Genomic DNA, 22,549 nt, shown 5'->3' with positions numbered 1-22,549 from the left:
CCCGACCCAGATCCCGAAACGATGAAGCAAAGCATCCGAGACAAACTCGAACACCTCGCCAGCCGCCTGGAAGAGCTTGACCGCGCGCTCGCCGCGGAGACGGCGGCGCAGGACATGAACGCCTTCCGCGAGCTGTCGCGCGAGCGCGCGGAGATCGAGCCGGTGGTGCTGCTCTATCGCGCCTACCGCCAGGCCGAGGCGGATTGCGACACCGCGCGCGAGCTGCTCGACGACCCCGACATGCGCGAGCTCGGCGAGGCCGAGCTGCAGGCCGGAGAGGCGCGCATCGTCGAGCTCGACGGTGAACTTCAGCGCGCGCTGCTGCCGCGCGACCCCAACGACGAGCGCAATCTTTTCCTGGAGATCCGCGCAGGCACCGGCGGCGACGAGGCAGCGCTGTTCGCCGCCGACCTGCTGCGCATGTACGCGCGCTACGCCGAGCGCCAGCGCTGGAAGCTGGAGATCGTGTCGGCCAGCGAATCCGACCTCGGCGGCTACAAGGAAGTGATCGCGCGCGTCGTTGGCGCCGGCGCGTATTCCAGGCTGAAGTTCGAGTCCGGCGGACACCGCGTGCAGCGCGTGCCGGTCACCGAGACCCAGGGGCGCATCCATACCTCGGCGTGCACCGTGGCGGTGCTGCCCGAGGCGGATGAAGTCGCGATGGTGGATATCAATCCGGCCGACCTGCGCATCGACACTTTCCGCGCCTCGGGCGCCGGCGGTCAGCACATCAACAAGACCGATTCGGCGGTGCGCATCACCCACATCCCCACCGGCATCGTCGTCGAGTGCCAGGACGACCGCTCGCAGCACCGCAACAAGGCGCAGGCGATGTCGGTGCTGGCGGCGCGCATCCACGATGCCAAGGTGCGCGCGCAGCAGAGCGCCGAGGCCGCGACGCGCAAGAGCCTGGTCGGCAGCGGCGACCGCTCCGAGCGCATCCGCACCTACAATTTCCCGCAGGGGCGCGTCACCGATCACCGCATCAACCTGACCTTGTACAAGCTCGATGCGGTGATGGCGGGCGAGCTCGACGAGCTCATCGCCGCGCTCACGCTGGAGCACCAGGCCGATCAGCTCGCTGCCCTGGCCGAAGAATGAACCAGCCGACGATGCGCAACGGCCTGCCCGACGATCTGCCGGACATCGCGCATGCCCTGAGGTGGGCGCGCGAGTGCGTCGACGTCATGGATGCGCGGGTGCTGCTGCGCCATGTGCTGCAGTGCCCGGCCTCGCGCCTGGCGGCCTGGCCCGAGCAGATCCTCGATGCCGAGGACTGGGCCCGGTTCCGCGAACTGGTCGAGCGTCGTGCGGCGGGTGAGCCGGTGGCCTATCTCACCGGCGAGCGCGAGTTCTACGGGCGCAACTTCATGGTCACGCCGGCGGTGCTGATCCCGCGCCCCGATACCGAGCTGCTGGTCGAGCTCGCGCTCGCCCACGTGAGTGGCCGGCGCCAGGTGCGCGTGCTCGACATGGGCACCGGCAGCGGAGCGCTGGCGGTCACGCTGGCGCTGGAGCTGGGCGAGGCCGACGTCACCGCGCTCGACCGTTCGCGCGAGACGCTGTGGGTGGCGATGGCCAATGCCGCGCGCCTCGGCGCCAGCGTGTCCTTCGTGCAGAGCGACTGGTTTTCCGCGCTGGGGGAGGAGCGCTTCGAGCTCATTGTGTCCAACCCGCCCTACATCGCTTCCGCCGACCCGCATCTGGAGGAGGGCGACCTGCGCTTCGAGCCGCATGCCGCGCTGGCCGCCGGTCCGGCCGGGCTCGACGACCTGGCGGAGATCGTCGCCGGTGCGGCGCGGTATCTGGAGGCAGGCGGCTGGCTGTTGTGCGAGCACGGCTACGACCAGGCCTTCGCGGTGCGCGGCCTGCTGGCCGATGCCGGCTTCGCTTCGATCACGTCGTGGAAGGACCTTGCCGGCATCGAGCGGGTGTCGGGCGGGCGCTGGCTGGGGCGCGCGTGAGATCGGTGGCGGGCCGGGCGCGCGCTATTGACGCCGTCGATCGCGCTCCCTAGAATTACCCGACTAATTCACTCAGCTTTTCAGAGGCATCAAATGAGCATCCAGGACGTCATCCGCGATCAGGTCACCAGCAACGACGTGGTCCTCTACATGAAGGGCACGCCGCAGTTTCCGCAGTGCGGTTTTTCGTCCGCCGCCGTGCAGATCCTGAAGGCCTGCGGCGTGCCGGACGTGCTCGCCGTCAATGTGCTCGCCGACGACGAGATCCGCCAGGGCATCAAGGAATATTCCAACTGGCCGACCATCCCTCAGCTCTACGTCAAGGGCGAGTTCGTCGGCGGCAGCGACATCATGCGTGAGATGTACCAGAACGGCGAGCTGCAGCAGATGCTGCAGGACGCCGGGGTCGTCTAAGCGGTTCGCGACGGCTCGGGTGCCCGCCCGAGCTTCAGGGGGCGCCGTCTTCCGACGGCGCTTCCGTCCTGTGGTCGAGCCGCGCCTTGAGGCGCCGCAGGGTCTTGCGTGCCAGGTGCGGCAGCAGCAGATGCAGCGGCATGCGCAGCAGGTGATAGCGGGTCCGCATCAGCGTGCGCGCCACGCGCACGCGCAACGGCGGCGGAAAATCCGGGTCGGGCGGCAGCATCGCCAGCGGCACGAGCGCGGCCATCGCCGCGCGGCTCAAGGTATGCGGAGCCGGCAGCGCATCCGACACTGCCGACGGAACCGGGCAATCGAGCCAGTTCCGCGCGAAATGCAGTCCATACCATAGCGGCCGCTGCAGCCCCAGTTCCGCGGCTCGCGCCTCCAGCCGGTCCCAGAAGCCTTTGTGCGCGGCGAAAGTCCGCAACAGCCCGTCGATGTCGACCACCTCGCGCACCCGCAGGTCCAGCTCACCGTCGTGAAAGCAGTGCAGGCAGGCGTGCAGCACCTGGTCTTCGGCGCAAAGCACGCGGAAAGGCGTGCCGGGGATCGCCTCGCTGCGTTCGAACAGGCTGGCCGGATCGAAGGCCAGCGAGCCGGTGACCGGCGTGATCGCGTGGTGCAGATCCACCTCCAGGCTGTGGCCGGGGAAGCGCATCGGCGGCGTCTCGTGGCTCCAGTCGCGGTAGTAGCGCTCATCGTACGGGTCCAGCTTTTCGGGTTGCCAGCCTGCCGCTCGCAGGCGGCTTTCCATCGGGCGCAGGTGCTCGTTCGGCACCAGCAGGTCGACGTCGGACACGAAACGCCCTTCTGCCAGTGCGCGCCCTTGCAGGATATAGGCGCCGCCCTTGAGCACGATCACCGGGAAGTCGTCAGTGACGAGCGGGGTGAGATGGAACAGCTCGGCACGCACCATCTGCGCGCGATAGGCGGCAATGCGCGCCGACGACAGCAGATGGCGGCGCACGACGTCGGTCGTAGTCGCCTTGGCGAGGTTCGCGGCGGCCAGCCGTGCATGCAGGCCGCTGGCGCGGGCGATGCGCAGCAGGCGCTCCCAGCGCGCTTCGCCGATGTCGAGCGGCTCGCGCACGCCTCGCATCAGCAGTTCGATGTCGGACAGGGCGTTGCCGCTCAAGAGACTTCCCCGAACAGCGTTTCGATGTGGGCGATTGCGTCGTCGAGATCGCCATAGACCAGCTCGAAGGCGGCCGTACGCCGCGCTAGCGCGACCGCGGCCTGGAAGCCGAGCGGGCCCAGGGCCTGGTAGTTGAAACTGTTGAGGCCGATCCGCATCACCGCCTGCGCGCGATGCACAGGCGTGCATTGCAGCGCCGCGCCGGCCTGGAAGCGCGGGAACACCACCAGGGCGGGTGTCGCGCGGCGGTGGCGGGCGAGGAAGCTGTCGCGGTCCGGCACGAAGTGCGACACGTCGCCCTTGCGCGTCTTCGGGAACAGCGGCCCGAGCACGGCGCCCGGACGCGTTCCGATGACGTCGATCGAGCGATTCTTGAGCGGCGCCGGTCGCACCATGGGCAACAGTTCCCCGCTGTCCATGTCGATGACGCCGAACTCATCCGACAGGAAGCGCCAGCCTGCCAGATGCAGCGCGCAGGTCAGCGTGGTCTTGCCCGAGCCCGGTGCGGCCGGCAGGATCAGCGCGCGATCGCCGCGCGCGACCACGCCGGCGTGCAGCAGCAGGTAGGCGTTCAGGCGCTGGGAAAGCAGGTAGTTGCTGCCCCATTCGAACAGCGGCAGCGCGCAGTCGTACGGGTAGGGCTCGAACGGACGCTGGCCATCGGCCCACAGCACGACCTGGCGACCGCGCACGCGCCATCTCGATCTGGGCAGCAGCGCGACGCGGACATCGGCGAAAGCCGGATCGGCGATCGGTTCGTGGTGGGGATAGATCCGATCGAGGTGGGCATGAAAGCCTTCGATCGGCGACGCCACGGCCAGTCTGGCCGCACCGACGTCCAGCAGCCGGTATGCGATTTCAGTCATTCACCAAGCAGGACTTCGTCGGGCGTGGCCAGCGAGTTCAGCGAGCGCGCAAGGGGCTCCAGTTCCGGCGGCCAGCCGCCGGCTTCGTCCACTTCCGCCAGAAAGGCGCTGAAACGGCCTTGCTCGATGGCACTCGCGGCTTCGTGCAACACTGTCACGGCGCCTTCCGACAACTGGAAGGTCTGCCACGAGAGCGGATCCAGAAAAAGAAACTGCCCGTCGAGCGCCGGGCAGAATTGTTGCAGCCATTGATGCGGAGTGAGGTTTGATATGGGCAGACCCTTCTGCTCAACCGCCATACAAAATATTGGTCGTAACCAAATTTGGGTTTAGTGAAGTGAGGCAAGACCCTTGCGCAGGATAGTCCGAGCCCGTTACCGGCGTATAAGTTGGGAAAAAACCGGCGATGGAGCCGTCAATCTTGAAATAGATGATCACATACGCGAACGTATTTGAAATGGGCAGTCTCAGGTTAGTCCCGTTCTGAATTGTCGTGAGAAGGGGATTGGTCAGCGAGTTATCGTACTGATAAGTCGCCGTATTGATGCTCGCCGGATTGGCATCAACGGGGATCTTTACAGCACGGATATTCGTCTTGTTCGTGTCATACACCTGCAACTTCAACCATGCCCAGTTGGAGGTGGTGTTGATCGATTTCTTGAAACCGACGCCGACGTAGGGGGTTGTGCTTGTGATGCACTGGAATGAGGCCAGGGCAGCGCTGCTGTATCCCATGCCCATTACCGTGGAGGCCCCCAAGGCTCCCTTCAGCAGCTTGCGTCGCTGCTCGGTCGAATTCGTCGATTGGCCCTGATCCATGATGTTCCCCGGGGAGTGCTGAGTCCTTTCCCCTGATTATATCGATGGGCCCGGGTTCGGGCCCTTTTCCTGTCGGGAGGTGATGCAAATTTCACGCCTGGTGCAACCTTGCTCTGCAAGTCAATGATTTCAAAGGAGCGGAAGCGCCGTGCGGGAGCAGTCTGCGCAGCGTGTGTCAAAATTCCCGACAGCTTTGGCCCGCTCTCGTCCCGGTTCGGAGGACCGGTCGGCAATCAGATGTTCGCGATCCGCGCGCTCGCCAGCGACAGCCGCGTCGCCAGCACTTCCAGAAAGGCCTTGTAGAAGTGCATGCGGCAGGTATTGGAGGCGCGCTGCAGGGCGCGCGCGCGGATGGTGATGATGGAGACGTCGGTTTCCGCTTCCACCGAGGCCGAGCGCACGCCGCTCGCGGCCGAGAACAGCGCGACTTCGCCGAAACACTCGCCGGCGGTCAGCACGTTCAGCAGGCGGCCGCGCTTCCTGACGCGCGCCTCGCCGCTGGCGAGGAAGCATACGTGGTTGCCGGCCTCGCCTTCCTTCATCAGCACAGTGCCCGGCTGCGCCCGGCTCCAGTGCGAAAGGGCGACCACTTCCCACAGTTCCGCGTCGGTGAAGTCGCGGAAGAAGGGCATGCCGCGCAGGGTCTCGAATTTCTCCGTGTCGGGCACGCGCTCGCGGTCGGCGTGGATGCTGCGGTTGCGGAACGCCAGCGCGAGGTCGTGAGAGAACTCGGCCCAGTTCTGGTAGCGGCGGTCCAGATCCTTTTCCATCGCGCGCCGCACGATGGCGTCGAGCGGTTCGGGTACTTCCGGGCGCAGCGCGGAGGGCAATGGCGCCGGCTCGTTGGCGATGCGGTAGAGCAGGGCGTAGTTGTTGTCCGACTCGAACGGCAGGCGACCGGTCAGCAACTGGAACATCACCACGCCGAGCGAATAGATGTCGGTGCGATGGTCGAGCGGCATCTCGCGCACCTGCTGCGGCGACATGTAGGCCGGCGAGCCGACGCCCGCGACCTGGGTGGTGTCGCTGGCGGTGTGCAGCGCGGCGCCGAAGTCGGTGATGCGGATGTCGGTGCCGTCCGGCGTGGCGAGCAGGATGTTGGCCGGCTTGATGTCGCGGTGGGTGACGCCCTGGTGGAAGGCGTAGTCCAGCGCCCGCGTGCATTTGAAGATGATCTCGATCAGCCGGTCGAAGGCGGGAAGCCGGTCGGGCCGGGTCAGATCCGCCAGCGTGCCGCCCGCAACGTAGTCCATGACGATGCAGGCCATGTCCTCGCTCACTACCGCGTCGTGGATCTGCACGATGTGCGGATGAACCAGCTTGCCGGCGAAGGCGGCCTCGTTTTGCAGCAGGTGGCGGTAGAGGCGCCCGCTTTCACAGTTGCGCAGGGCTTCGGGGTGGAGCTGCTTGATCGCGACTTCGCGCTGGTTGAAGGGGTCCCAGGCCAGGTAAACGGCGCTGGTCGCCCCTTCACCGATCAGCCGGCGAATCTCGTACTTGCCGAGGCGCGCCGGCAGGGCCATCGCCTAGCCCTGGCGCTGGCGCGCACGCGCGATGGCGGCGCGCACCTGCTCGGGCGCGGTGCCGCCGACGTGGCTGCGCGAAGCGAGCGAGCCTTCCACCGTCAGCACGGCAAACACGTCGTTTCCCAGGCGCTCGGCGGCGCCGGGTACGTGCGCCATGGCGATGCGCAGCTCGTCGAGCGTGAACTGCGGCAGGTCGCAGCCCTTGACGTCGGCTGCGCGCACCGCCAGCGCGACCGCTTCGTGTGCGTCGCGGAAGGGCAGGCCCTTCTTCACCAGGTAGTCGGCAAGGTCGGTGGCGGTGGCGTAGCCCTGGCTCAGCGCGCCGCGCATCGCCTCGGCCTTGACCCGGATGCCGGTGATCATGTCGGCGTAGATGCGCAGCGTGTCGATCACCGTGTCGGCGGTGTCGAACAGTGGCTCCTTGTCTTCCTGGTTGTCCTTGTTGTACGCCAGCGGCTGGCCCTTCATCAGCGTCAGCAGCGCGATCAGGCTGCCATTGACGCGGCCGGTCTTGCCGCGCACCAGCTCGGGCACGTCGGGGTTCTTCTTCTGCGGCATGATCGAGCTGCCGGTGCAGAAGCGGTCGGCGAGGTCGATGAAGCCCACGCGCGGGCTCATCCACAGGATCAGCTCTTCCGACAGGCGCGACAGGTGCGTCATCAGCAGCGCGCTGGCGGCGCAGAACTCGATGGCGAAGTCGCGGTCGCTGACGGCGTCGAGCGAGTTGTAGCAGACCTCGTCGAAGCCCAGTTCTGCCGCCACGAATTCGCGGTCGATCGGGTAGCTGGTGCCGGCGAGCGCCGCCGACCCCAGCGGCAGGCGGTTGACGCGGCGGCGGCAGTCGGCGAAGCGTTCGGCGTCGCGTCGGCTCATTTCGTAGTAGGCCATCAGGTGGTGGCCGAAGGTGACCGGCTGCGCGACCTGCAGGTGGGTGAAGCCGGGCATGGGCGTGGCGGCGTTGGCCTCGGCCACATCCAGCAGGTTCTTCTGGAAGTCGGCGATCAGCGCGATGATCTGGTCGATCGCGTCGCGCAGCCACAGGCGGATGTCGGTGGCGACCTGGTCGTTGCGGCTGCGCCCGGTGTGCAGGCGCTTGCCGGCGTCGCCCACCAGCGCGGTGAGGCGCTTCTCGATGTTGAGGTGCACGTCCTCGTCGTCGAGGTTCCACGCGAATTGACCGCGCTCGATCTCACCGGCGATCTGCGCCATTCCGCGCTCGATGTCGGCGAGGTCCTGCGCGCCGATGATGCCTTGCCTGGCCAGCATCTTCGCGTGCGCGAGCGAGCCGCGGATATCCTGCTTCGCCATGCGCTGGTCGAAGAACACGGAGGCGGTGTAGCGCTTGACGAGGTCGGAGACGGGTTCGGTGAAGCGGCCGGACCAGGCCTTGGCGGAAGCATCGGTGGCAGGGTTGGCGCCGGCGGCCGGCATCGTGGTGTCTGTCATAATGTGCGAGTCGAGAAATGATGCCGCCGGGCGGTGCTGTGTTGCCCGGAAGGCCTGTGGCTTGCGGGCGGTTCGGCGCCCGAAGGAACGATGGAAAGTATAAGGCAAAAGGCAGCACCCCTTTCCCCGCCGGGATTGCCGGATTTCCGCAATCTCGGGGTGATGCTGCGCCTGCTGCTCGTGATGAATCTGCTGGGTGTGCTCACCGTCCTCCTGCGGGTTGACGACCCGGCGATGCTGGCTTCCGAGTTCGTCCTCGCCGGAGGCCGGCTGGAACTGCCGCTGCTGCTCGTCGTGCTCATGCTCTACCTGGCGGCGCCACGCCTCTCGCGGCTGGGCCCGGGCGCCGGACTCGGCGCCGTGTTCGGCATCGTCGCCTTGGTTGTCATCGCCAGCTTCCCGCTGCTGGAAGGCCTGGAGGGCGTCGATGCACGTGCGTTGGCGCGGCGCCTGGCGTGGGCGCTGGGCGCGACGGTGCTGTGCCTGGCGTATTTCGACTATCGCAACCGTCGCTACTCGCCCGCCGTGGCCGAGGCGCGCCTGCTTGCGCTCACCGCCCGCATCCGCCCGCACTTCTTCTTCAACAGCCTCAACGGCGTACTCGGCGTGATCCGCAGCGAGCCCCGCCGCGCCGAGCGTGCGCTGGAGGAGCTGGCCGACCTCTTCCGCGCGTTCATGCAGGAGAATCGCGATCTCGTGGCATTGGGCGAGGAGGTCGCGCTGTGCGAGCGCTACGTGGATCTCGAGCGCCTGCGCCTGGGCGACCGGCTGGAGGTGCGCTGGGAGCTGGACGACGACGGCGCCGTGGGTGGCGTCGCCGACGCGCCGCCGGCGCTGATGCGCGCGCGGGTGCCGCCCTTGATGTTGCAGCCGCTGCTGGAGAATGCCGTCTACCACGGCATCGAGCCGGCCACCGAAGCGGGCGAGGTGCTGGTGCGCATCGCGCGCCGCGGCGGCGAGCTTCGTATCGAGGTGGATAACCCGGTGTGCGACGTGTCGCGTCACCAGGCCGGTAACCGCATGGCGCTGGACAATATCCGCGAGCGGCTGATGCTCTTCTTCGACCTCGAGGCCTCGCTCGACATCGTCACCGGTGACGGCCGCTACCGCGTCTGCATCCGCCTGCCCTTCAGGAGCGCGCAGCCATGAATCTGAGTCCGCTTCGCGTGCTGATCGTCGACGACGAGGCGCCGGCCCGCAGCCGCCTGCGCGATCTGCTGGGCGACATCGAGGCCGAGCAGCCGACGGTGCTGCTCGGCATGGCGGCCAATGGTGTCGAGGCCATGCGGCTGCTCGAATCGGAGGCCGCCGATGTGGTGCTGGCCGACATCCGCATGCCGGCGATGGATGGTGTGGAGTTCGCGCGCCGGGCTGCGCGCCTGTCCGATCCGCCCGACGTGGTCTTCGTGACGGCCTACGACGGCTACGCGGTGGAGGCGTTCGAACTGACCGCTGCGGATTACCTCCTCAAGCCGGTGCGTGCCGAGCGCCTGGCCGCTGCGCTGGCGAAGGTGAGGGCGCGCCGACGCAGCGCCGCCCCTGCCGCGGAGCCGGCCGCAGGACGGCGCCACCTGAGCGTGAACGAGCGCAACCGCACGCTGCTGCTGCCGGTGGTCGACGTGCTCTACCTGCGCGCCGAACTCAAGTACGTGACCGCGCGCACTGCCGAGCGCGACTACCTGCTCGACGAGTCGCTGGTGAATCTCGAGCGCGAGTTCTGCCACAGCTTTCTGCGCATCCATCGCAACTGCCTCGTCGCCCGCGCGGCGGTGAAGGGTGTCGAGCGGGTGGGCGAGGACGACGGCGATGCGCATTGGCAGATCCTGCTCGCCGGCTGCGATGAGCGCCTGCCGGTCAGCCGCCGCCAGTGGCCGGCGGTGAAGCAGGCGCTGGGGCTGTAGGCCGGCTCAGCCGCTGTTGCGCAGTCCCGCGGCGATGCCGTTGATGGAGATCTGGATGCCGAGGCGGATGCGCTCGTCGTCCCCCTGGTCACGATGGCGACGCAGCAACTCGACCTGCACATGGTTGAGCGGGTCGAGGTAGGGAAAGCGGTTGCGGATCGAGCGCTTCAGCAGCGGGTTGCCGTCGAGCAGCTCCTGTTGCCCGGTGATCGCCAGCAGGGCGTCCACCGTGTCCTGCCACTCGCTGCGGATGCGGTTGAAGATCGTCTCGCGCAGTTCCACGTCCTTCACCAGGCCGGCGTAACGCGAGGCGATCGCCAGGTCGCTCTTGGACAGCACCATGTCCATGTTCGACAGCAGCGTGGCGAAGAACGACCACTCGCGATACATGCGCTGCAACAGCGCCATGCCGTCGTCCGGCCGCGCGGCGAGGAAGCGCTTCACCGCGCTGCCGAAGCCGAACCAGCCGGGCAGCATCAGCCGGCACTGTGCCCACGAAAACACCCACGGAATCGCGCGCAAGTCCTCGATGCGCGTGCCCTTCTTGCGCGAGGCGGGGCGCGAGCCGATGTTGAGGCCGGCGATCTCGGAGATCACCGTCGACTCCCAGAAGTATTGCTCGAACCCCGGCGTCTCGTAGACCAGGCCGCGGTAGGCGGTGAAGGCCTCGTCGGACAAGGCCTGCATCGCGTCGAGGAAGGACTGTGGCGTGGGCCCGGCGCCCGCCGGACGCAGGCTGGTTTCGAGCGTGGCGGCGACCAGCACTTCGAGGTTGCGGCGGCCGACTTCCGGGTTGCCGTACTTGGCGCCGATCACCTCGCCCTGCTCGGTGAGGCGGATCTGCCCCTGCACCGCGCCTTCGGGCTGCGCCAGGATGGCCTGGTAGCTCGGCCCGCCGCCGCGGCCCACCGAGCCGCCGCGACCGTGGAACAGCCGCAGGCGCACGCCGTGGCGGGCGAAGACCTCGACCAGCTCGCCTTCGGCCTTGTACAGCGCCCAGCCGGAGGTCATGAAGCCGCCGTCCTTGTTGCTGTCCGAGTAGCCCAGCATCACTTCCTGGGTGTCGTTGCGCGCGCCAGCGAGCAGTTCGCGGTAACCCGGCAGCGAGAACAGGCGGTCCATCACGCGGGCGGCATTCTCCAGGTCGCCGATGGTCTCGAACAGCGGCACGAGGTTCACGTCCAGCGCCTTGTCGACCGGGCGCAACAGGCCGGCTTCCTTCAGCAAGACTGCAAGTTCGAGCAGGTCCGAGACGTCGTCCGCCTTGGAAATGATGCACTGGCGGATCGCCGCGGTGCCGTAGCGCAGGTGCGCGCGGCGGGCGGCGTGGAAGATTGCGAGCTCGGATTCGGTCTCGTCCGAATACTTTACGTGCGGCGAGGCGAGCGGGCGCGCAGTGGCGAGCTCCTCCAGCAGCAGCTCGCAGCGCCCGGCTTCGTCGCGGGCGCGGTAGCCGGTGCCGGGGCGCGCGACTTCCAGCAGTTCGGCGACCACCCGCTCGTGCACGTCGGAGTTCTGGCGCAGGTCGATCGGCGCCAGGTGGAAGCCGAACACCTTCACCGCGCGCCGCAGGTGGCGCAGCCGGCCGCGGGCGAGCGCGGCGGAGCCGTTGCACACCAGCGAGCGGTGCAGGACGTCGAGATCCTCGCTCAGCGCCTCGACGTCGGGGTAGGGCTCGGCCTCGGCGACGGCGTGGCGCGCCGGTGCGTGGCCCAGCAGGGCGCGGTAGGTTGCGGCGAGGCGCGCGTAGATCCCCGAGATGGCGCGCCGGTAGGGCTCGTCGCTGCGGTGTGGCGACTGGTCCGGCGAGCGCGCGGCCAGCGCCAGCAGGGCGTCGGAGGCGCTGACGAGGCCGATGGCGAGCGAAAGCTGGGAACCGAGGATGTGCAGTTCCCTGAGGTAGTAGTCGAGCGCGACCTCGGCCTGCATCGCCAGTGCGCGCTCCAGCACCTCGGCGGTCACATAGGGGTTGCCGTCGCGATCGCCGCCGATCCAGCTTCCCACCTGCAGGAAGGCGGGTAGTTCGACCGGCGCGGTGGCTCCGGCTCGGCTTGCGCTGGCGAGATGATCCTCCAGGCTGGCGTACAGGCGTGGCAGCTCGCGCAGGAATGTGGTCTCGAAGTACGACAGGCCGTTGTTCACCTCGTCGATCACCGACAAGCGGGCCGAGCGCAGCATGCGCGTCTGCCACAAGGTCAGCACCGCGCGGCGCAGTGCCTCGAGATTGGCCTCGGCCTCCTCCGGCGTAAGCTGCATGCGGTCGCGCTCGTCGAGCAGGCGGGCGAGCACCGTTTCGCAGTTGAGGATGCTCTTGCGCTGCACTTCGGTGGGGTGAGCGGTCAGCACCGGCGACACCAGGGCCGTCTCGAGGAAGGCCTGCAGGCTGGCAGCGCTCGCCGATCCGCTGTCGAAGGCGCGCTGCAGCGCATGCGCCAGGCTGCCCTCGCGCGGCGCCGAGCCGGCGATCAGGTGGGCGCGGCTGCGGCGGATGTGGTGCTGATCCTCGGCGATGTTGGCCAGGTGCGAGAAGTAGCTGAAGGCGCGCACCACCTGGATCGTCTGTTCGCGCGAGAGGGCATCGAGCATGTCCTCGAGCTCGCGCCGCGCGGCGATGTCGTCGTCACGGCGAAACCGCACCGAGTTCTGGCGGATGCGCTCGATCAGATCGAAAACGGCGGCGCCTTGCTGGTCGCGCACGGTGTCTCCGAGCAGGCGGCCGAGCAGGCGGATGTCGTCGCGCAGGGGGGCGTCCTTGTCCTGGGTCATGGGCGTGTGGGTCGGCAAAGGGGAAATGGGGCTGGGCGCGTCGCGCGTGCAGTGCAGCGTACCGCTCCGGCAGCAGGGGGCACGGCCCTGCATGCTAGAATCGGCGCCCGTCAGGGTACCATTGGTGCGAACCCGCATGCTGCAGTGCGGCGAGTATTCGCGCAAGCTTGGCCAGCCCGGTCCGTCCATCCAGTCCATTGTCCGAGTCATCCAACGTGAGCCCAGCAATCCCCGAGCGCATCGTCATCGCCACCCGTGAAAGCCGCCTCGCCCTTTGGCAGGCAGAGCACGTCAAGGCGAGGCTGGAATCCCTGTATCCGGGCTGTCGCGTCGAGCTGCTCGGCATGACCACGCGCGGCGACCAGATCCTCGACCGCCCGCTGGCCAAGGTCGGCGGCAAGGGGCTGTTCGTGAAGGAGCTGGAAACGGCGCTGCTCGATGGCCGTGCCGACATCGCGGTGCATTCGATGAAGGACGTGCCGATGCAGATGGGCGAGGAGTTCGCGCTCGCCTGCATCTCGGCGCGTGAGGTCCCGCTCGACGCCTTCGTCTCCAACCGCTACGCATCGCTCGCCGAGATGCCGCCGGGCGCGATCGTCGGCACCTCGTCGCTGCGCCGCGAGTCGCAGCTCCATGCCCAGTTCCCCTTCCTCGGCGTCACCAGCCTGCGCGGCAACCTCGACACGCGGCTGCGCAAGCTCGACGAGGGCCAGTACGACGCCATCATCCTCGCTGCTGCCGGCCTGACGCGGCTCGGCCTGACGGACCGCATCCGCAGCGTGCTGCCGTCCGAGGTGTCGCTGCCGGCGGCCGGGCAGGGCGCGCTCGGCATCGAGTGCCTCGCGGCGCGAACCGACATCATCGGCTGCCTGCAGCCGCTCAACGACGACGCGACGGCTGCCTGCGTGCGGGCCGAGCGCGCGGTGGCGCGAGCCCTTGCCGGCAGTTGCGAAGTGCCGCTCGGGGCCTATGCCGAGCTGCGTGATGGCCGCGTCTGGCTGCGCGGCTTCGTCGCGCGGCCCGACGGCAGCCGCATCGTTCGTGCCGAAGGCGAGGGCGCGATGGCCGAGGCCGAGGCACTGGGCAGCGCGCTGGCCGAAGAGCTGCGCGCCCAGGGCGCGGACGAGATCCTCGCTGAACTCGGCTGACGACCCGGTCTTCACCGCTCCATGAGCCAGGCGATCTCGTGCCCTGGGGCCGGCGCGGGCGGCGGGCCGCTCGCGGGCCGCAGCATCGTGGTGACGCGGCCGCAGGATCAGGCCGCGAGCCTGTGCCGGGCGATCCGCGAGGCGGGCGGTGAGGCCGTCCTGTTTCCCGTCATCGCCATCGGTCCGGCGCCGGACGACGCCGGGCTGCGCGCGATCGCGCAACGGCTGGAGGACTACGACCTCGCCTTCTTCGTCAGCCCAAATGCGGTGCGCCACGCGCTCGACAGTCTTCTGCCCCAGCGCCCCTGGCCGGCGCGCCTGCGCGTGGCGACGGTGGGCAAAGGCAGTGAGCGTGAACTGGCGCGGTATGGCCTCACCGCGGTCATCGCGCCGCAGGCGGGGTTCGACAGCGAGGCGGTGATCGCACTGCCCGAGTTTGCGGCCAGCGCGGTGGCCGGGCGCCGCGTGGTGATCTTCCGCGGCGACGGCGGCCGTGATCTGCTCGCAAACACCTTGCGCCAGCGTGGCGCCGACGTGGAGTTCGTGACCTGCTATCGCCGCTCGCGGCCGGAAGTCGATCCCGCGCCCCTGCTGTCGCGCGCGCTGGAGAAGCGACTCGACGCGCTGTTGCTGACGAGTAGCGAAGGCGTGGATAACCTCGCCACCATCGTCGGCGCCGCGGGCATGGAAGTACTCAAGGCAGTGCCCGTCTTCACTCCACATCCGCGTATCGCTGCGCGCGCGCGCGATGTGGGCTTCCTTGCCGTGGTCGAGACCGGCGCCGGTGACGACGGCATGGTGCAGGCGCTTGTGAGCCACTTTGGTTAAACTCTTGCCATGAACGAAGAAAAACCTGTTCTCACCGCCTCGCCCATCCCCGGCGAGCGCGAGTCTGCCGCCCTCCCGCCCGGCATGGCCGCGGGGGGACGCGCCAGTTACGCATATGACCAAGCTTCTCCGGCAGGCTCGTCGCTGTCGGGGTGGGCGCTGCTGGTCGCCATCCTTGCTGCGGGCACGGCCGGCTGGGCGGGCTGGCAGTCCTGGGACATGCGCTCGCAGGCGGTCGGCCTGAGGGAGGAAGTGGCGCGTCGCGTGAGCGAGGGCGACACGATCGCCGCCGAGGCGCGCGGCATCGCGCGGCAGCAGCAGGAGACGATCGCCGCACTGCAGGGCAAGCTGGGGGCGATCGAGGCCAAGGTCGAAGCCACCGAAGGCCAGGCCGCCGCGCTGGAAGCCCTGTACCAGTCCTTCTCGCGCACGCAGGAAGATCAGGTGATGGCCGAGGTCGAGCAGACGGTGGCCGCCGCTGCGCAGCAGTTGCAACTGGCCGGCAACGTGCATGCCGCCTTGATCGCGCTGCAGGGTGCCGAGCAACGCCTCGCCATCCAGGACAAGGGCCAGCTCGCGCCCCTGCGTCGTGCCCTGGCGAAGGACATCGAGACCCTCAAGCTGCAGCCGGCGATCGACGTCCCGGGCCTGGGCCTGCGCCTGGAGCGCCTGCTCGAGCGCGCGGATGCGATGCCGCTGGCCTTCGAGGGCCAGTTGCCCGCCGCCGAGCCTTCGGCCGCTTCGTCCCCGGCCACGGCCGAGGGGGGCGACATGACGGCGCGGGCGATGAGCTATGCACGTGCGCTGCTTGCGGACGTATGGCGCGAAGTGAAGTCGCTGGTGCGGGTGGAACGGCTCGATCAGCCCGACCCGGTGTTGCTGGCTCCGGCGCAGAACACCTTCCTGCGTGAAAACCTGAAGATCCGGCTGCTCACGGCGCGGCTGGCGCTCCTCGCGCGCGATGGACGCACCTACGCAGCCGATGTCGCCCAGGCACGCCAGTGGGTGGAGCGCTACTTCGATCCGCGCGACGAACGTGTGCAGGCGACGCTGGCGGAGTTGAACGAGCTTGGTCGCGTCGCGTTGGGCGCCGAACTGCCTGCGCTGACGGAGAGCTTCGCTGCGCTGCGGCAGTTGCAGTCGCGCGGCCGCGAGGTCGCGCCGCCGGTCGGCGCGACGTCGGCGCCGCGGCGCTGAGGGGCGGCCATGCGTGCATTGATCTGGCTGATTGGCATCTTCGCGCTGGCGGCCGGCCTGGCCATGGCTGCCGGCCTGAACGAGGGCTACGTCCTGCTGGTGCTGCCGCCCTGGCGCGCGCAGTTGTCGCTGAACCTGTTCGCGGTGCTGGCGGTACTGGGCTTCGTCGTCGCATACCTCCTCGTCAGGCTCGTCCGACGCACGCTGGAACTGCCCGGGCGCGTGGCGCAGTGGCGGGAGCGGCGGCGGCGCGAGAAGGCGGGCCTGGCACTGCGCGAGGCCTTGCGCACGCTGTTCGAAGGCCGCTTCGCGCAGGCGCTCAAGTTTGCCTCGGCGGCGTTTTCGTCCGGCGAGAGTGCGGCGATGGCCTCACTGGTGGCGGCGCGCGCAGCCCACGCGATGCACGACGATACGCGTTACCGCATCTGGCTGGGACATGCGGCGGAACAGGGCGACGATGCGCGTGTCGCGCGCCTGATGACCGAGGCCGAGCTCGCCATCGACGGACGTCGTTTCGACGAGGCGGCCGAGCGCCTGGAGACCCTGCGCCAGGCCGGGCATCGGCACATCGCGGTGCTGCGCATGTCGCTGACGGTGGCCTCGGCCCTGGAGCAGTGGGACGAACTGCTGCGCGCCACACGACAACTGCTCAAGCACAAGGCGCTGACGGCTGACCAGGCCGCGCCGCTGTTGCGCCGAGCCCATCTCGAGCGCATGCACGAGCTGCGCAGCGATCCGGTCGCGCTGGCCGGCTACTGGAACGCCATTCCGGTCGACGAGCTACACGATCGCCGGCTCGTCGAGCGGGCGGTGCCGATGCTGGCCGCCGCTGGGCATGGTGCGCTCACGCGCCGCACGCTGGAGCGTTTACTCGACAATGAATGGGATGGTGCGCTGGCACGCCTCTATGCGCATTGTGGCGACGGCGAAGGCGATGCCGTGGCATGCCTGGCCAAGGCCGAGGGCTGGCTGAAACGCCAGCCCAACGACGGCGGCCTGCTCTTTGCCCTCGGTCGCCTGTGCATGGGCGCGCAACTGTGGGGCAAGGCGCAGAGCTACCTGGAAGCCTCGCTCAATCGCACGCCCACTGTCGATGTCCGCCTCGCCCTGGCAGGGTTGCTGGAGCGGCTCGGTAGACAGGAAGAGGCGCAAAAGCACTATCGTGCAGCGGCGGAAATGGTCGCCGGGGGCGCGTCGGCGAAATGACAGGGCGGCGGGGGAGCGCGGCGTCGCAGGACGGCGTCGCGACCCTGCCTGCTCGGCTCAGGTCCAGTCGCGCGGCTGCAGGAAAGTCTCGTACAGTTGTGCTTCCGCCGTGCCTGCTTCGGGCTTCCAGTCGTAGCGCCATTTCACGATCGGCGGCATCGACATCAGGATGGATTCGGTGCGCCCGCCTGATTGCAGGCCGAACAGCGTGCCGCGGTCGAAAACCAGGTTGAACTCCACGTAGCGCCCACGGCGGTAGGCCTGGAAGTCACGCTCGCGCTCGCCGTAGGCCAGGTTGCGGCGGCGCTCGACGATGGGAAGATAGGCATCGAGGAAGGCGTGACCAACCGAACGAGTCAGCCCGAAAGCCTGTTCGAAGTCGATCTTGCCGTCCGCGCCGAGGTCATCGAAGAACAGGCCGCCGACGCCGCGCGGTTCGTTGCGGTGCTTGAGGAAGAAATAGCGGTCGCACCATTCCTTCAGCCTGCGGTATTCCGCTTCGCCACCGTAGGGCAGCACCGCCGCCTTGCAGGTGGCGTGGAAGTGGCGCACGTCTTCCTCGAAACCGTAGTAGGGCGTAAGGTCCATGCCGCCGCCGAACCACCACACCGGCGGCTTGCCGGCGGCCGTGGCGATGAAGAAGCGCACGTTCATGTGCACCGTGGGGCACCAGGGATTGCGCGGGTGCAGCACCAGCGACACACCCATCGCCTCGAAGCGGCGCCCGGCGAGCTCGGGGCGATGCGCAGTGGCTGAGGCCGGCATGCCGTCGCCCAGCACATGCGAGAAGTTGACCCCGCCGCGCTCGAAGAAATTGCCTTCCTCGATCACCCGGGTGATGCCGCCACCACCCGCAGGGCGCTCCCAGGTGTCGGTGTGGAAAGGCTTGCCGTCGAAGCCAGCGAGTCGGTCGACGATGCCTTGCTGGAGTTCGAGCAGGAAGGGCTTGACGCGGCTGGAGTCCATCGGATCTTGGGGCGGCAGGTGGGTCAGGTCTTGCGTGTCAGGGCGCGGTGGCCGATGTCGCGGCGATACTGCTTGCCGTCGAAATGGATGCCGTCAGCCAATTCGTAGGCGCGCTTCTGCGCCTGGCGCACGTTGTCGCCCAGCGCGGTGACGCACAGCACGCGGCCGCCTGCGGTGACGACCTGCCCGTCCTGCTCGGCGGTGCCGGCATGGAACACGTGCACGTCGTCCGCACTGCCGACGGGCAGGCCGCCGATCACGTCGCCCTTGTGCGGGCTGTCGGGGTAGCCCGCGGCCGCGAGCACGACGCCGAGCGCGAAGCGACGGTCCCACTGTGCCTCGATCTTGTCCAACTGGCCTGCAATGGCAGCTTCGACGAGGTCGGACAAGTCCGTCTTCAGCCGCATCATGATGGGCTGCGTTTCAGGATCGCCCATGCGGCAGTTGAATTCGACCACGCGCGCCTTGCCGGCGGCATCGATCATCAGGCCGGCGTAAAGGAAGCCGGTGTAGGGCAGGCCCTCGGCGGCCATGCCAACGAGCGTGGGCTGGATGATCTCGCGCATCACGCGCGCGTGAACTTCCGGCGTCACCACCGGGGCCGGCGAGTAGGCGCCCATGCCGCCGGTGTTGGGGCCGGTGTCGCCGTCCTTCAGGCGCTTGTGGTCCTGACTGGTGGCCAGTGGCAGCGCGTGTTTGCCGTCGGCCATGACGATGAAGCTGGCCTCCTCGCCCTGCATGAACTCCTCGATGACGACGCGCGCGCCGCCGTCGGCGTACTGCACGCCCAGCCTGTTGTCGAGCAGCATCATGTCGATCGCGGCGTGGGCTTCGTCGGCCGTCATCGCCACGACGACGCCCTTACCGGCGGCCAGGCCGTCAGCCTTGATGACGATGGGCGCACCTTCGGCGTCGACATAGGCGTGCGCCTGCGCGGCGTCGGAGAAGGTGCGGTACTTCGCCGTCGGGATGTTGTGGCGGACGAGGAACTGCTTGGCGAAGTCCTTCGAGCTCTCCAGTTGCGCTGCAGCCTTGGTCGGTCCGAAGATCGGCAGGCCCGCGGCGCGGAAGGCATCGACGACGCCGGCGGCGAGCGGCGCCTCGGGCCCGACGACAGTGAAGCCGACCTGCTCGCGGCGCGCCAGCTCCACCAGCTCGGGAACGGCGCTCACCGCCACGTTCTGCAGCTTGGGCTCACGCGCGGTGCCGGGGTTGCCCGGCGCGACCAGCACGCGGGTCACCTTGGGCGACTGGGCGAGCTTCCAGGCCAGCGCGTGTTCGCGTCCGCCGGAACCGATGACGAGGACTTTCATGTGATGCTCCGAGTTTCTGCTGGGTCTGCGCTTAGTGCCGGAAGTGGCGGAAACCGGTGAACACCATGGCGATGTTCTGTTCGTCGGCCGCGGCGATCACCTCGGCGTCGCGCATCGAGCCGCCCGGCTGGATCACCGCGGTGGCGCCGGCCTGGGCGAGCACGTCCAGTCCGTCGCGGAAGGGGAAGAAGGCGTCGGACGCGACCACGCAGCCGGCGATCTGCAAACCGGCGTTCTCGGCCTTGATCTTCGCGATGCGGGCCGAATCGACCCGGCTCATCTGGCCGGCGCCGACGCCTACCGTCATGCCGTCCCTGCAATACACGATGGCGTTGGACTTCACGTACTTCGCCACGCGCCAGGCGAACAGCATGTCGCGCATTTCGGCTTCCGTCGGCGCGCGGCGGGTGACGACCTTGAGGTCGGTGAGCTGGATGCGCGCCTCGTCGGCGCTCTGTACGAGCAGGCCGCCGCCCACGCGCTTGTAGTCGAAGGCGCCGGCAGGCTGGCCGAGCGGGCAGCTGAGCACGCGCACGTTCTGCTTGGCGCGCAGCAGCTCGAGTGCGTCGGCGGTGTAGGACGGCGCGATCAGCACTTCGAGGAACTGCGCCGACACCGCTTCGGCGGCGGCACGGTCGACTGCACCGTTGAATGCGATGATGCCGCCAAAGGCCGAGGTCGGGTCGGTGGAGAACGCCTTTCTGTACGCCTCGAGCGGACTGGCAGCGACGGCCACGCCGCAGGGGTTGGCGTGCTTGACGATGACGCAGGCCGCGGCGGAACTGTCGAAGGCCTTCACGCATTCCCAGGCGGCGTCGGCGTCGGCGATGTTGTTGTAGGACAGCTCCTTGCCCTGCAACTGGGTGTAGCCGGCGATGCCGCCCTCGGCCGCGCCCGGCTGGCGATAGAAGGCGGCGGTCTGGTGCGGGTTCTCGCCGTAGCGCAGGTCCTGCACCTTGTCGAAGGCCAGTTGCAGGCGCTTCGGGTAGGTCTGCAGCGAGACGTCGCCGGCCTCGTTGGTGACCAGCGCGGTGAGGTAGTTGGAGATCGCCGAGTCGTAGCGCGCGGTGTGGGTGAAGGCCTTCACCGCCAGAGCGAAGCGGGTCTTGTAGCTCAGCTTGCAGGCGTTGCTCTTCAGCTCGGAGACGATGCCGTTGTAGTCCTCCGGATCGGTGACGATGCCGACGCCGCCCTGCTCGTTGCCGTGGTTCTTGGCGGCGGCACGCACCATGGCCGGACCGCCGATGTCGATGTTCTCGATCGCATCTTCCAGCTTGCAGTCGGGCTTCGCGACCGTCTGCTGGAAGGGGTAGAGATTGACGACGACGAGGTCGATGCGGCCGATGTCGTGTGCCGCGATCGTGTCCATGTGCTCCGCCAGGTCACGGCGCGCGAGGATCCCGCCATGCACCTTGGGATGCAGCGTCTTGACGCGGCCGTCGAGCATTTCCGGGAAGCCGGTATGCTCGGACACATCCTTCACTTCCAGCCCCGCCTCGCGCAGCAGGCTGGCGGTGCCGCCGGTCGACAACAGCTTGATGCCGAGGCCGGCGAGTTCGCGCGCGAAATCGAGCACGCCGCGTTTGTCGGAAACACTGATCAGGGCTTGGGTGACGTTCATCGTTGTCTGGATGCGAAGAAATGAAAGCGTGGGGATTGGGGAACTCGGCCAGGCGCGCGCGGCGTCTCAGAGCAGGTCGTACTCGGTCAGCTTGCGGCGCAGGGTGTTGCGGTTGATGCCGAGCAATTCAGCCGCCATGGTCTGGTTGCCGTTGGTGCGCTGCAGGACGAATTCGAGCATCGGGCGTTCGACGTTGCGCATCACCATGTCGTAGATGGCGGCCGGCTTCTCGCCGTCCAGGTCTCGGAAGTACTGGTCCAGCGTGCGGAAGACGGATTCTGCGATCTCGTTGCTGCGGCTCATGCGGCGAGCTCCTGAGGCGGTTCGGCTTCATAGCGCAGGCGCGTGTCGGCTTCGGCCAGCTTGCCGAAGAACTCGTCGACCGCGGTGAGCTGCGCCGGGATGTCGGGGATCTGGTTCATCGCGAAGCGGAAGGCCGCGGAGCCGACGAGGCCCCTGGTGTACCAGGAGATGTGCTTGCGCGCGATCTTCACTCCCCTGGCTTCGCCGTAGAACGCATACAGGTCATCGATGTGGTCGCGGCAGACCTGGTGGATCTCGCTCACCAGCGGCGGCGGCAGTTCCTCGCCGGTGGCGAGGAAGTGTTCTATCTCGCGGAAGATCCACGGCCGGCCCTGCGCGGCGCGGCCGATCATCACGCCGTCGGCGCCGGTGTAGTCGAGCACGTGCTTCGCCTTCTGCGGCGAGGTGATGTCGCCGTTGGCGATGACCGGGATCGTCACCCGCGACTTCACGTGGGCGATGGTGTCGTACTCGGCGTCGCCCATGTACTGGTCGGCACGGGTGCGACCATGGATGGCGATGGCGCGGATGCCGGATTCCTCGGCGATGCGCGCGATCGTCGGTGCGTTCTTGTTGGCGCGGTTCCAGCCGGTGCGGAACTTGAGCGTGACGGGCGTTTCGGGCACCGCCTTCACCACCGCCTCGAGGATGCGTGCGACGAGCGGCTCGTCCTGCATCAGCGCCGAGCCGGCCATCACGTTGCACACCTTCTTCGCCGGGCAGCCCATGTTGATGTCGATGATCTGCGCACCGCGCTCGGCGTTGTGGCGCGCGGCCTCGGCCATCATCGCCGGATCGGCGCCGGCGATCTGCACGGAGATCGGCTCCACCTCGCCGTCGTGGTTGGCGCGACGCTGTGTCTTCTCGCTCCCGTACAGCAGCGAGTTGGACGTGACCATCTCGGACACCGCCAACCCGGCGCCCATCTTCTTGCACAACTGGCGGAACGGACGGTCGGTCACTCCGGCCATGGGAGCGACGAAAAGGTTGTTGCGCAGCGTGAATCCGGCGAACTGCATGGGCGTCAGGCGTCTGGAAAAACCGCCATTTTACCCCATCGCTCAAGCCCTTGGGCGCCGCGTTCCGCCGTGGACCGCCCGGAAAGCGTGGTGCAGCTCACGCCG

Annotated in this window: 21 protein-coding genes; 9 read left to right on the top strand and 12 right to left on the bottom strand. The window is 68.2% G+C overall.

The window, feature by feature from the left end; translation table 11 throughout:
- The first annotated feature begins 21 nt into the window (after positions 1-21).
- From prfA to grxD, 3 genes are all read left to right on the top strand, one after another.
- Positions 22-1,101 (top strand): peptide chain release factor 1, encoded by a 1,080-nt coding sequence (gene prfA, locus GH664_RS17155; RefSeq protein ID WP_153169288.1) that lies wholly within the window; start codon positions 22-24, stop codon positions 1,099-1,101.
- Positions 1,098-1,964 carry a peptide chain release factor N(5)-glutamine methyltransferase gene (gene prmC, locus GH664_RS17150; protein WP_228111587.1) on the top strand — a complete coding sequence of 289 codons (867 nt, stop codon included), beginning with the start codon at positions 1,098-1,100 and terminating at the stop codon, positions 1,962-1,964. Before prfA ends, prmC begins: the two co-directional genes overlap by 4 nt.
- Positions 1,965-2,057: 93 nt before the next feature.
- A complete protein-coding gene (gene grxD, locus GH664_RS17145; protein WP_153169287.1) occupies positions 2,058-2,378 on the top strand; it encodes a Grx4 family monothiol glutaredoxin in 321 nt (106 codons plus the stop codon).
- A gap of 34 nt (positions 2,379-2,412) precedes the next feature.
- Here the strand turns inward: grxD and GH664_RS17140 are convergent, their stop codons facing one another.
- The 6 genes from GH664_RS17140 to argH form a co-directional block, all read right to left on the bottom strand.
- Positions 2,413-3,519, bottom strand: coding sequence for a nucleotidyltransferase family protein (locus GH664_RS17140; protein ID WP_153169286.1), 1,107 nt, complete (start codon positions 3,517-3,519; stop codon positions 2,413-2,415).
- Positions 3,516-4,385: an HprK-related kinase A gene (locus tag GH664_RS17135; protein ID WP_153169285.1), complete on the bottom strand. Its 870-nt coding sequence runs from the start codon at positions 4,383-4,385 to the stop codon at positions 3,516-3,518. Before GH664_RS17135 ends, GH664_RS17140 begins: the two co-directional genes overlap by 4 nt.
- Positions 4,382-4,684: a hypothetical protein gene (locus GH664_RS17130; protein ID WP_153169284.1), complete on the bottom strand. Its 303-nt coding sequence runs from the start codon at positions 4,682-4,684 to the stop codon at positions 4,382-4,384. The genes GH664_RS17135 and GH664_RS17130 overlap by 4 nt, the downstream gene beginning before the upstream one ends.
- Entirely contained in the window at positions 4,674-5,204 is a 531-nt protein-coding gene (locus GH664_RS17125; protein WP_153169283.1) for a hypothetical protein, read from the bottom strand. The genes GH664_RS17130 and GH664_RS17125 overlap by 11 nt, the downstream gene beginning before the upstream one ends.
- A 233-nt stretch (positions 5,205-5,437) precedes the next feature.
- Positions 5,438-6,727: a serine/threonine-protein kinase gene (locus GH664_RS17120; protein ID WP_153169282.1), complete on the bottom strand. Its 1,290-nt coding sequence runs from the start codon at positions 6,725-6,727 to the stop codon at positions 5,438-5,440.
- A 3-nt stretch (positions 6,728-6,730) separates the two neighbouring features.
- The gene (argH, locus tag GH664_RS17115; RefSeq protein WP_153169281.1) at positions 6,731-8,176 is read right to left on the bottom strand and encodes an argininosuccinate lyase; all 1,446 of its coding nucleotides are present in this window, start codon (positions 8,174-8,176) and stop codon (positions 6,731-6,733) included.
- Positions 8,177-8,338: 162 nt separating this feature from the next.
- Here argH and GH664_RS17110 point away from each other — a divergent pair, with 162 nt between their 5' ends.
- Entirely contained in the window at positions 8,339-9,325 is a 987-nt protein-coding gene (locus GH664_RS17110) for a histidine kinase (protein ID WP_308445472.1), read from the top strand.
- The gene (locus GH664_RS17105) at positions 9,322-10,077 is read left to right on the top strand and encodes a LytTR family DNA-binding domain-containing protein (RefSeq protein ID WP_153169279.1); all 756 of its coding nucleotides are present in this window, start codon (positions 9,322-9,324) and stop codon (positions 10,075-10,077) included. Before GH664_RS17110 ends, GH664_RS17105 begins: the two co-directional genes overlap by 4 nt.
- Before the next feature lie 6 nt (positions 10,078-10,083).
- On the opposite strand, the gene ppc is transcribed toward GH664_RS17105, so the two are convergent.
- The gene (gene ppc, locus GH664_RS17100; RefSeq protein WP_153169278.1) at positions 10,084-12,843 is read right to left on the bottom strand and encodes a phosphoenolpyruvate carboxylase; all 2,760 of its coding nucleotides are present in this window, start codon (positions 12,841-12,843) and stop codon (positions 10,084-10,086) included.
- Positions 12,844-13,058: 215 nt separating this feature from the next.
- Here ppc and hemC point away from each other — a divergent pair, with 215 nt between their 5' ends.
- The 4 genes from hemC to GH664_RS17080 are packed head-to-tail and all read left to right on the top strand — an operon-like array spanning position 13,059 to position 17,222.
- Complete coding sequence (gene hemC / locus GH664_RS17095) at positions 13,059-13,991, top strand: hydroxymethylbilane synthase (RefSeq protein ID WP_153169277.1); 933 nt, start codon at positions 13,059-13,061, stop codon at positions 13,989-13,991.
- A 21-nt stretch (positions 13,992-14,012) separates the two neighbouring features.
- Positions 14,013-14,819: a uroporphyrinogen-III synthase gene (locus tag GH664_RS17090; RefSeq protein ID WP_153169276.1), complete on the top strand. Its 807-nt coding sequence runs from the start codon at positions 14,013-14,015 to the stop codon at positions 14,817-14,819.
- 9 nt (positions 14,820-14,828) lie between these two features.
- Complete coding sequence (locus GH664_RS17085) at positions 14,829-16,016, top strand: uroporphyrinogen-III C-methyltransferase (protein ID WP_153169275.1); 1,188 nt, start codon at positions 14,829-14,831, stop codon at positions 16,014-16,016.
- 9 nt (positions 16,017-16,025) lie between these two features.
- Positions 16,026-17,222, top strand: coding sequence for a heme biosynthesis HemY N-terminal domain-containing protein (locus tag GH664_RS17080; RefSeq protein ID WP_153169274.1), 1,197 nt, complete (start codon positions 16,026-16,028; stop codon positions 17,220-17,222).
- 57 nt (positions 17,223-17,279) lie between these two features.
- Here GH664_RS17080 and hemF read toward each other — a convergent pair whose 3' ends face one another.
- The 5 genes from hemF to dusB form a co-directional block, all read right to left on the bottom strand.
- Complete coding sequence (gene hemF, locus GH664_RS17075; protein ID WP_153169273.1) at positions 17,280-18,188, bottom strand: oxygen-dependent coproporphyrinogen oxidase; 909 nt, start codon at positions 18,186-18,188, stop codon at positions 17,280-17,282.
- 23 nt (positions 18,189-18,211) lie between these two features.
- Positions 18,212-19,501 carry a phosphoribosylamine--glycine ligase gene (gene purD, locus GH664_RS17070; RefSeq protein WP_153169272.1) on the bottom strand — a complete coding sequence of 430 codons (1,290 nt, stop codon included), beginning with the start codon at positions 19,499-19,501 and terminating at the stop codon, positions 18,212-18,214.
- A 31-nt stretch (positions 19,502-19,532) separates the two neighbouring features.
- Positions 19,533-21,122, bottom strand: a complete 1,590-nt coding sequence (gene purH / locus GH664_RS17065; RefSeq protein WP_153169271.1) for a bifunctional phosphoribosylaminoimidazolecarboxamide formyltransferase/IMP cyclohydrolase — start codon at positions 21,120-21,122, stop codon at positions 19,533-19,535.
- A 66-nt stretch (positions 21,123-21,188) separates the two neighbouring features.
- A complete protein-coding gene (locus tag GH664_RS17060) occupies positions 21,189-21,425 on the bottom strand; it encodes a helix-turn-helix domain-containing protein (RefSeq protein WP_153169270.1) in 237 nt (78 codons plus the stop codon).
- Positions 21,422-22,444: a tRNA dihydrouridine synthase DusB gene (gene dusB / locus GH664_RS17055; RefSeq protein WP_153169269.1), complete on the bottom strand. Its 1,023-nt coding sequence runs from the start codon at positions 22,442-22,444 to the stop codon at positions 21,422-21,424. The genes GH664_RS17060 and dusB overlap by 4 nt, the downstream gene beginning before the upstream one ends.
- Positions 22,445-22,549 lie beyond the last annotated feature (105 nt).

Source organism: Thauera sp. 2A1 (assembly GCF_009469595.2).
GTDB lineage: Bacteria > Pseudomonadota > Gammaproteobacteria > Burkholderiales > Rhodocyclaceae > Thauera.
Note: the sequence above shows the minus strand (reverse complement) of the source record. Positions and strands in the feature narration are given on the sequence as shown.

Excerpts from the sequence above, each read along its gene's own strand:
- GH664_RS17130 (WP_153169284.1), bottom strand. The coding sequence starts at position 4,684 with ATGGCGGTTGAGCAGAAGGGTCTGCCCATATCAAACCTCACTCCGCAT.
- GH664_RS17085 (WP_153169275.1), top strand. The coding sequence starts at position 14,829 with ATGAACGAAGAAAAACCTGTTCTCACCGCCTCGCCCATCCCCGGCGAG.
- purH (WP_153169271.1), bottom strand. The coding sequence starts at position 21,122 with ATGAACGTCACCCAAGCCCTGATCAGTGTTTCCGACAAACGCGGCGTG.
- dusB (WP_153169269.1), bottom strand. The coding sequence starts at position 22,444 with ATGCAGTTCGCCGGATTCACGCTGCGCAACAACCTTTTCGTCGCTCCC.
- argH (WP_153169281.1), bottom strand. The coding sequence starts at position 8,176 with ATGACAGACACCACGATGCCGGCCGCCGGCGCCAACCCTGCCACCGAT.
- prmC (WP_228111587.1), top strand. The coding sequence starts at position 1,098 with ATGAACCAGCCGACGATGCGCAACGGCCTGCCCGACGATCTGCCGGAC.
- GH664_RS17120 (WP_153169282.1), bottom strand. The coding sequence starts at position 6,727 with ATGGCCCTGCCGGCGCGCCTCGGCAAGTACGAGATTCGCCGGCTGATC.
- prfA (WP_153169288.1), top strand. The coding sequence starts at position 22 with ATGAAGCAAAGCATCCGAGACAAACTCGAACACCTCGCCAGCCGCCTG.
- hemF (WP_153169273.1), bottom strand. The coding sequence starts at position 18,188 with ATGGACTCCAGCCGCGTCAAGCCCTTCCTGCTCGAACTCCAGCAAGGC.
- ppc (WP_153169278.1), bottom strand. The coding sequence starts at position 12,843 with ATGACCCAGGACAAGGACGCCCCCCTGCGCGACGACATCCGCCTGCTC.
- GH664_RS17125 (WP_153169283.1), bottom strand. The coding sequence starts at position 5,204 with ATGGATCAGGGCCAATCGACGAATTCGACCGAGCAGCGACGCAAGCTG.
- GH664_RS17105 (WP_153169279.1), top strand. The coding sequence starts at position 9,322 with ATGAATCTGAGTCCGCTTCGCGTGCTGATCGTCGACGACGAGGCGCCG.
- GH664_RS17080 (WP_153169274.1), top strand. The coding sequence starts at position 16,026 with ATGCGTGCATTGATCTGGCTGATTGGCATCTTCGCGCTGGCGGCCGGC.
- grxD (WP_153169287.1), top strand. The coding sequence starts at position 2,058 with ATGAGCATCCAGGACGTCATCCGCGATCAGGTCACCAGCAACGACGTG.
- GH664_RS17135 (WP_153169285.1), bottom strand. The coding sequence starts at position 4,385 with ATGACTGAAATCGCATACCGGCTGCTGGACGTCGGTGCGGCCAGACTG.
- purD (WP_153169272.1), bottom strand. The coding sequence starts at position 19,501 with ATGAAAGTCCTCGTCATCGGTTCCGGCGGACGCGAACACGCGCTGGCC.
- GH664_RS17060 (WP_153169270.1), bottom strand. The coding sequence starts at position 21,425 with ATGAGCCGCAGCAACGAGATCGCAGAATCCGTCTTCCGCACGCTGGAC.
- GH664_RS17110 (WP_308445472.1), top strand. The coding sequence starts at position 8,339 with ATGCTGCGCCTGCTGCTCGTGATGAATCTGCTGGGTGTGCTCACCGTC.
- GH664_RS17090 (WP_153169276.1), top strand. The coding sequence starts at position 14,013 with ATGAGCCAGGCGATCTCGTGCCCTGGGGCCGGCGCGGGCGGCGGGCCG.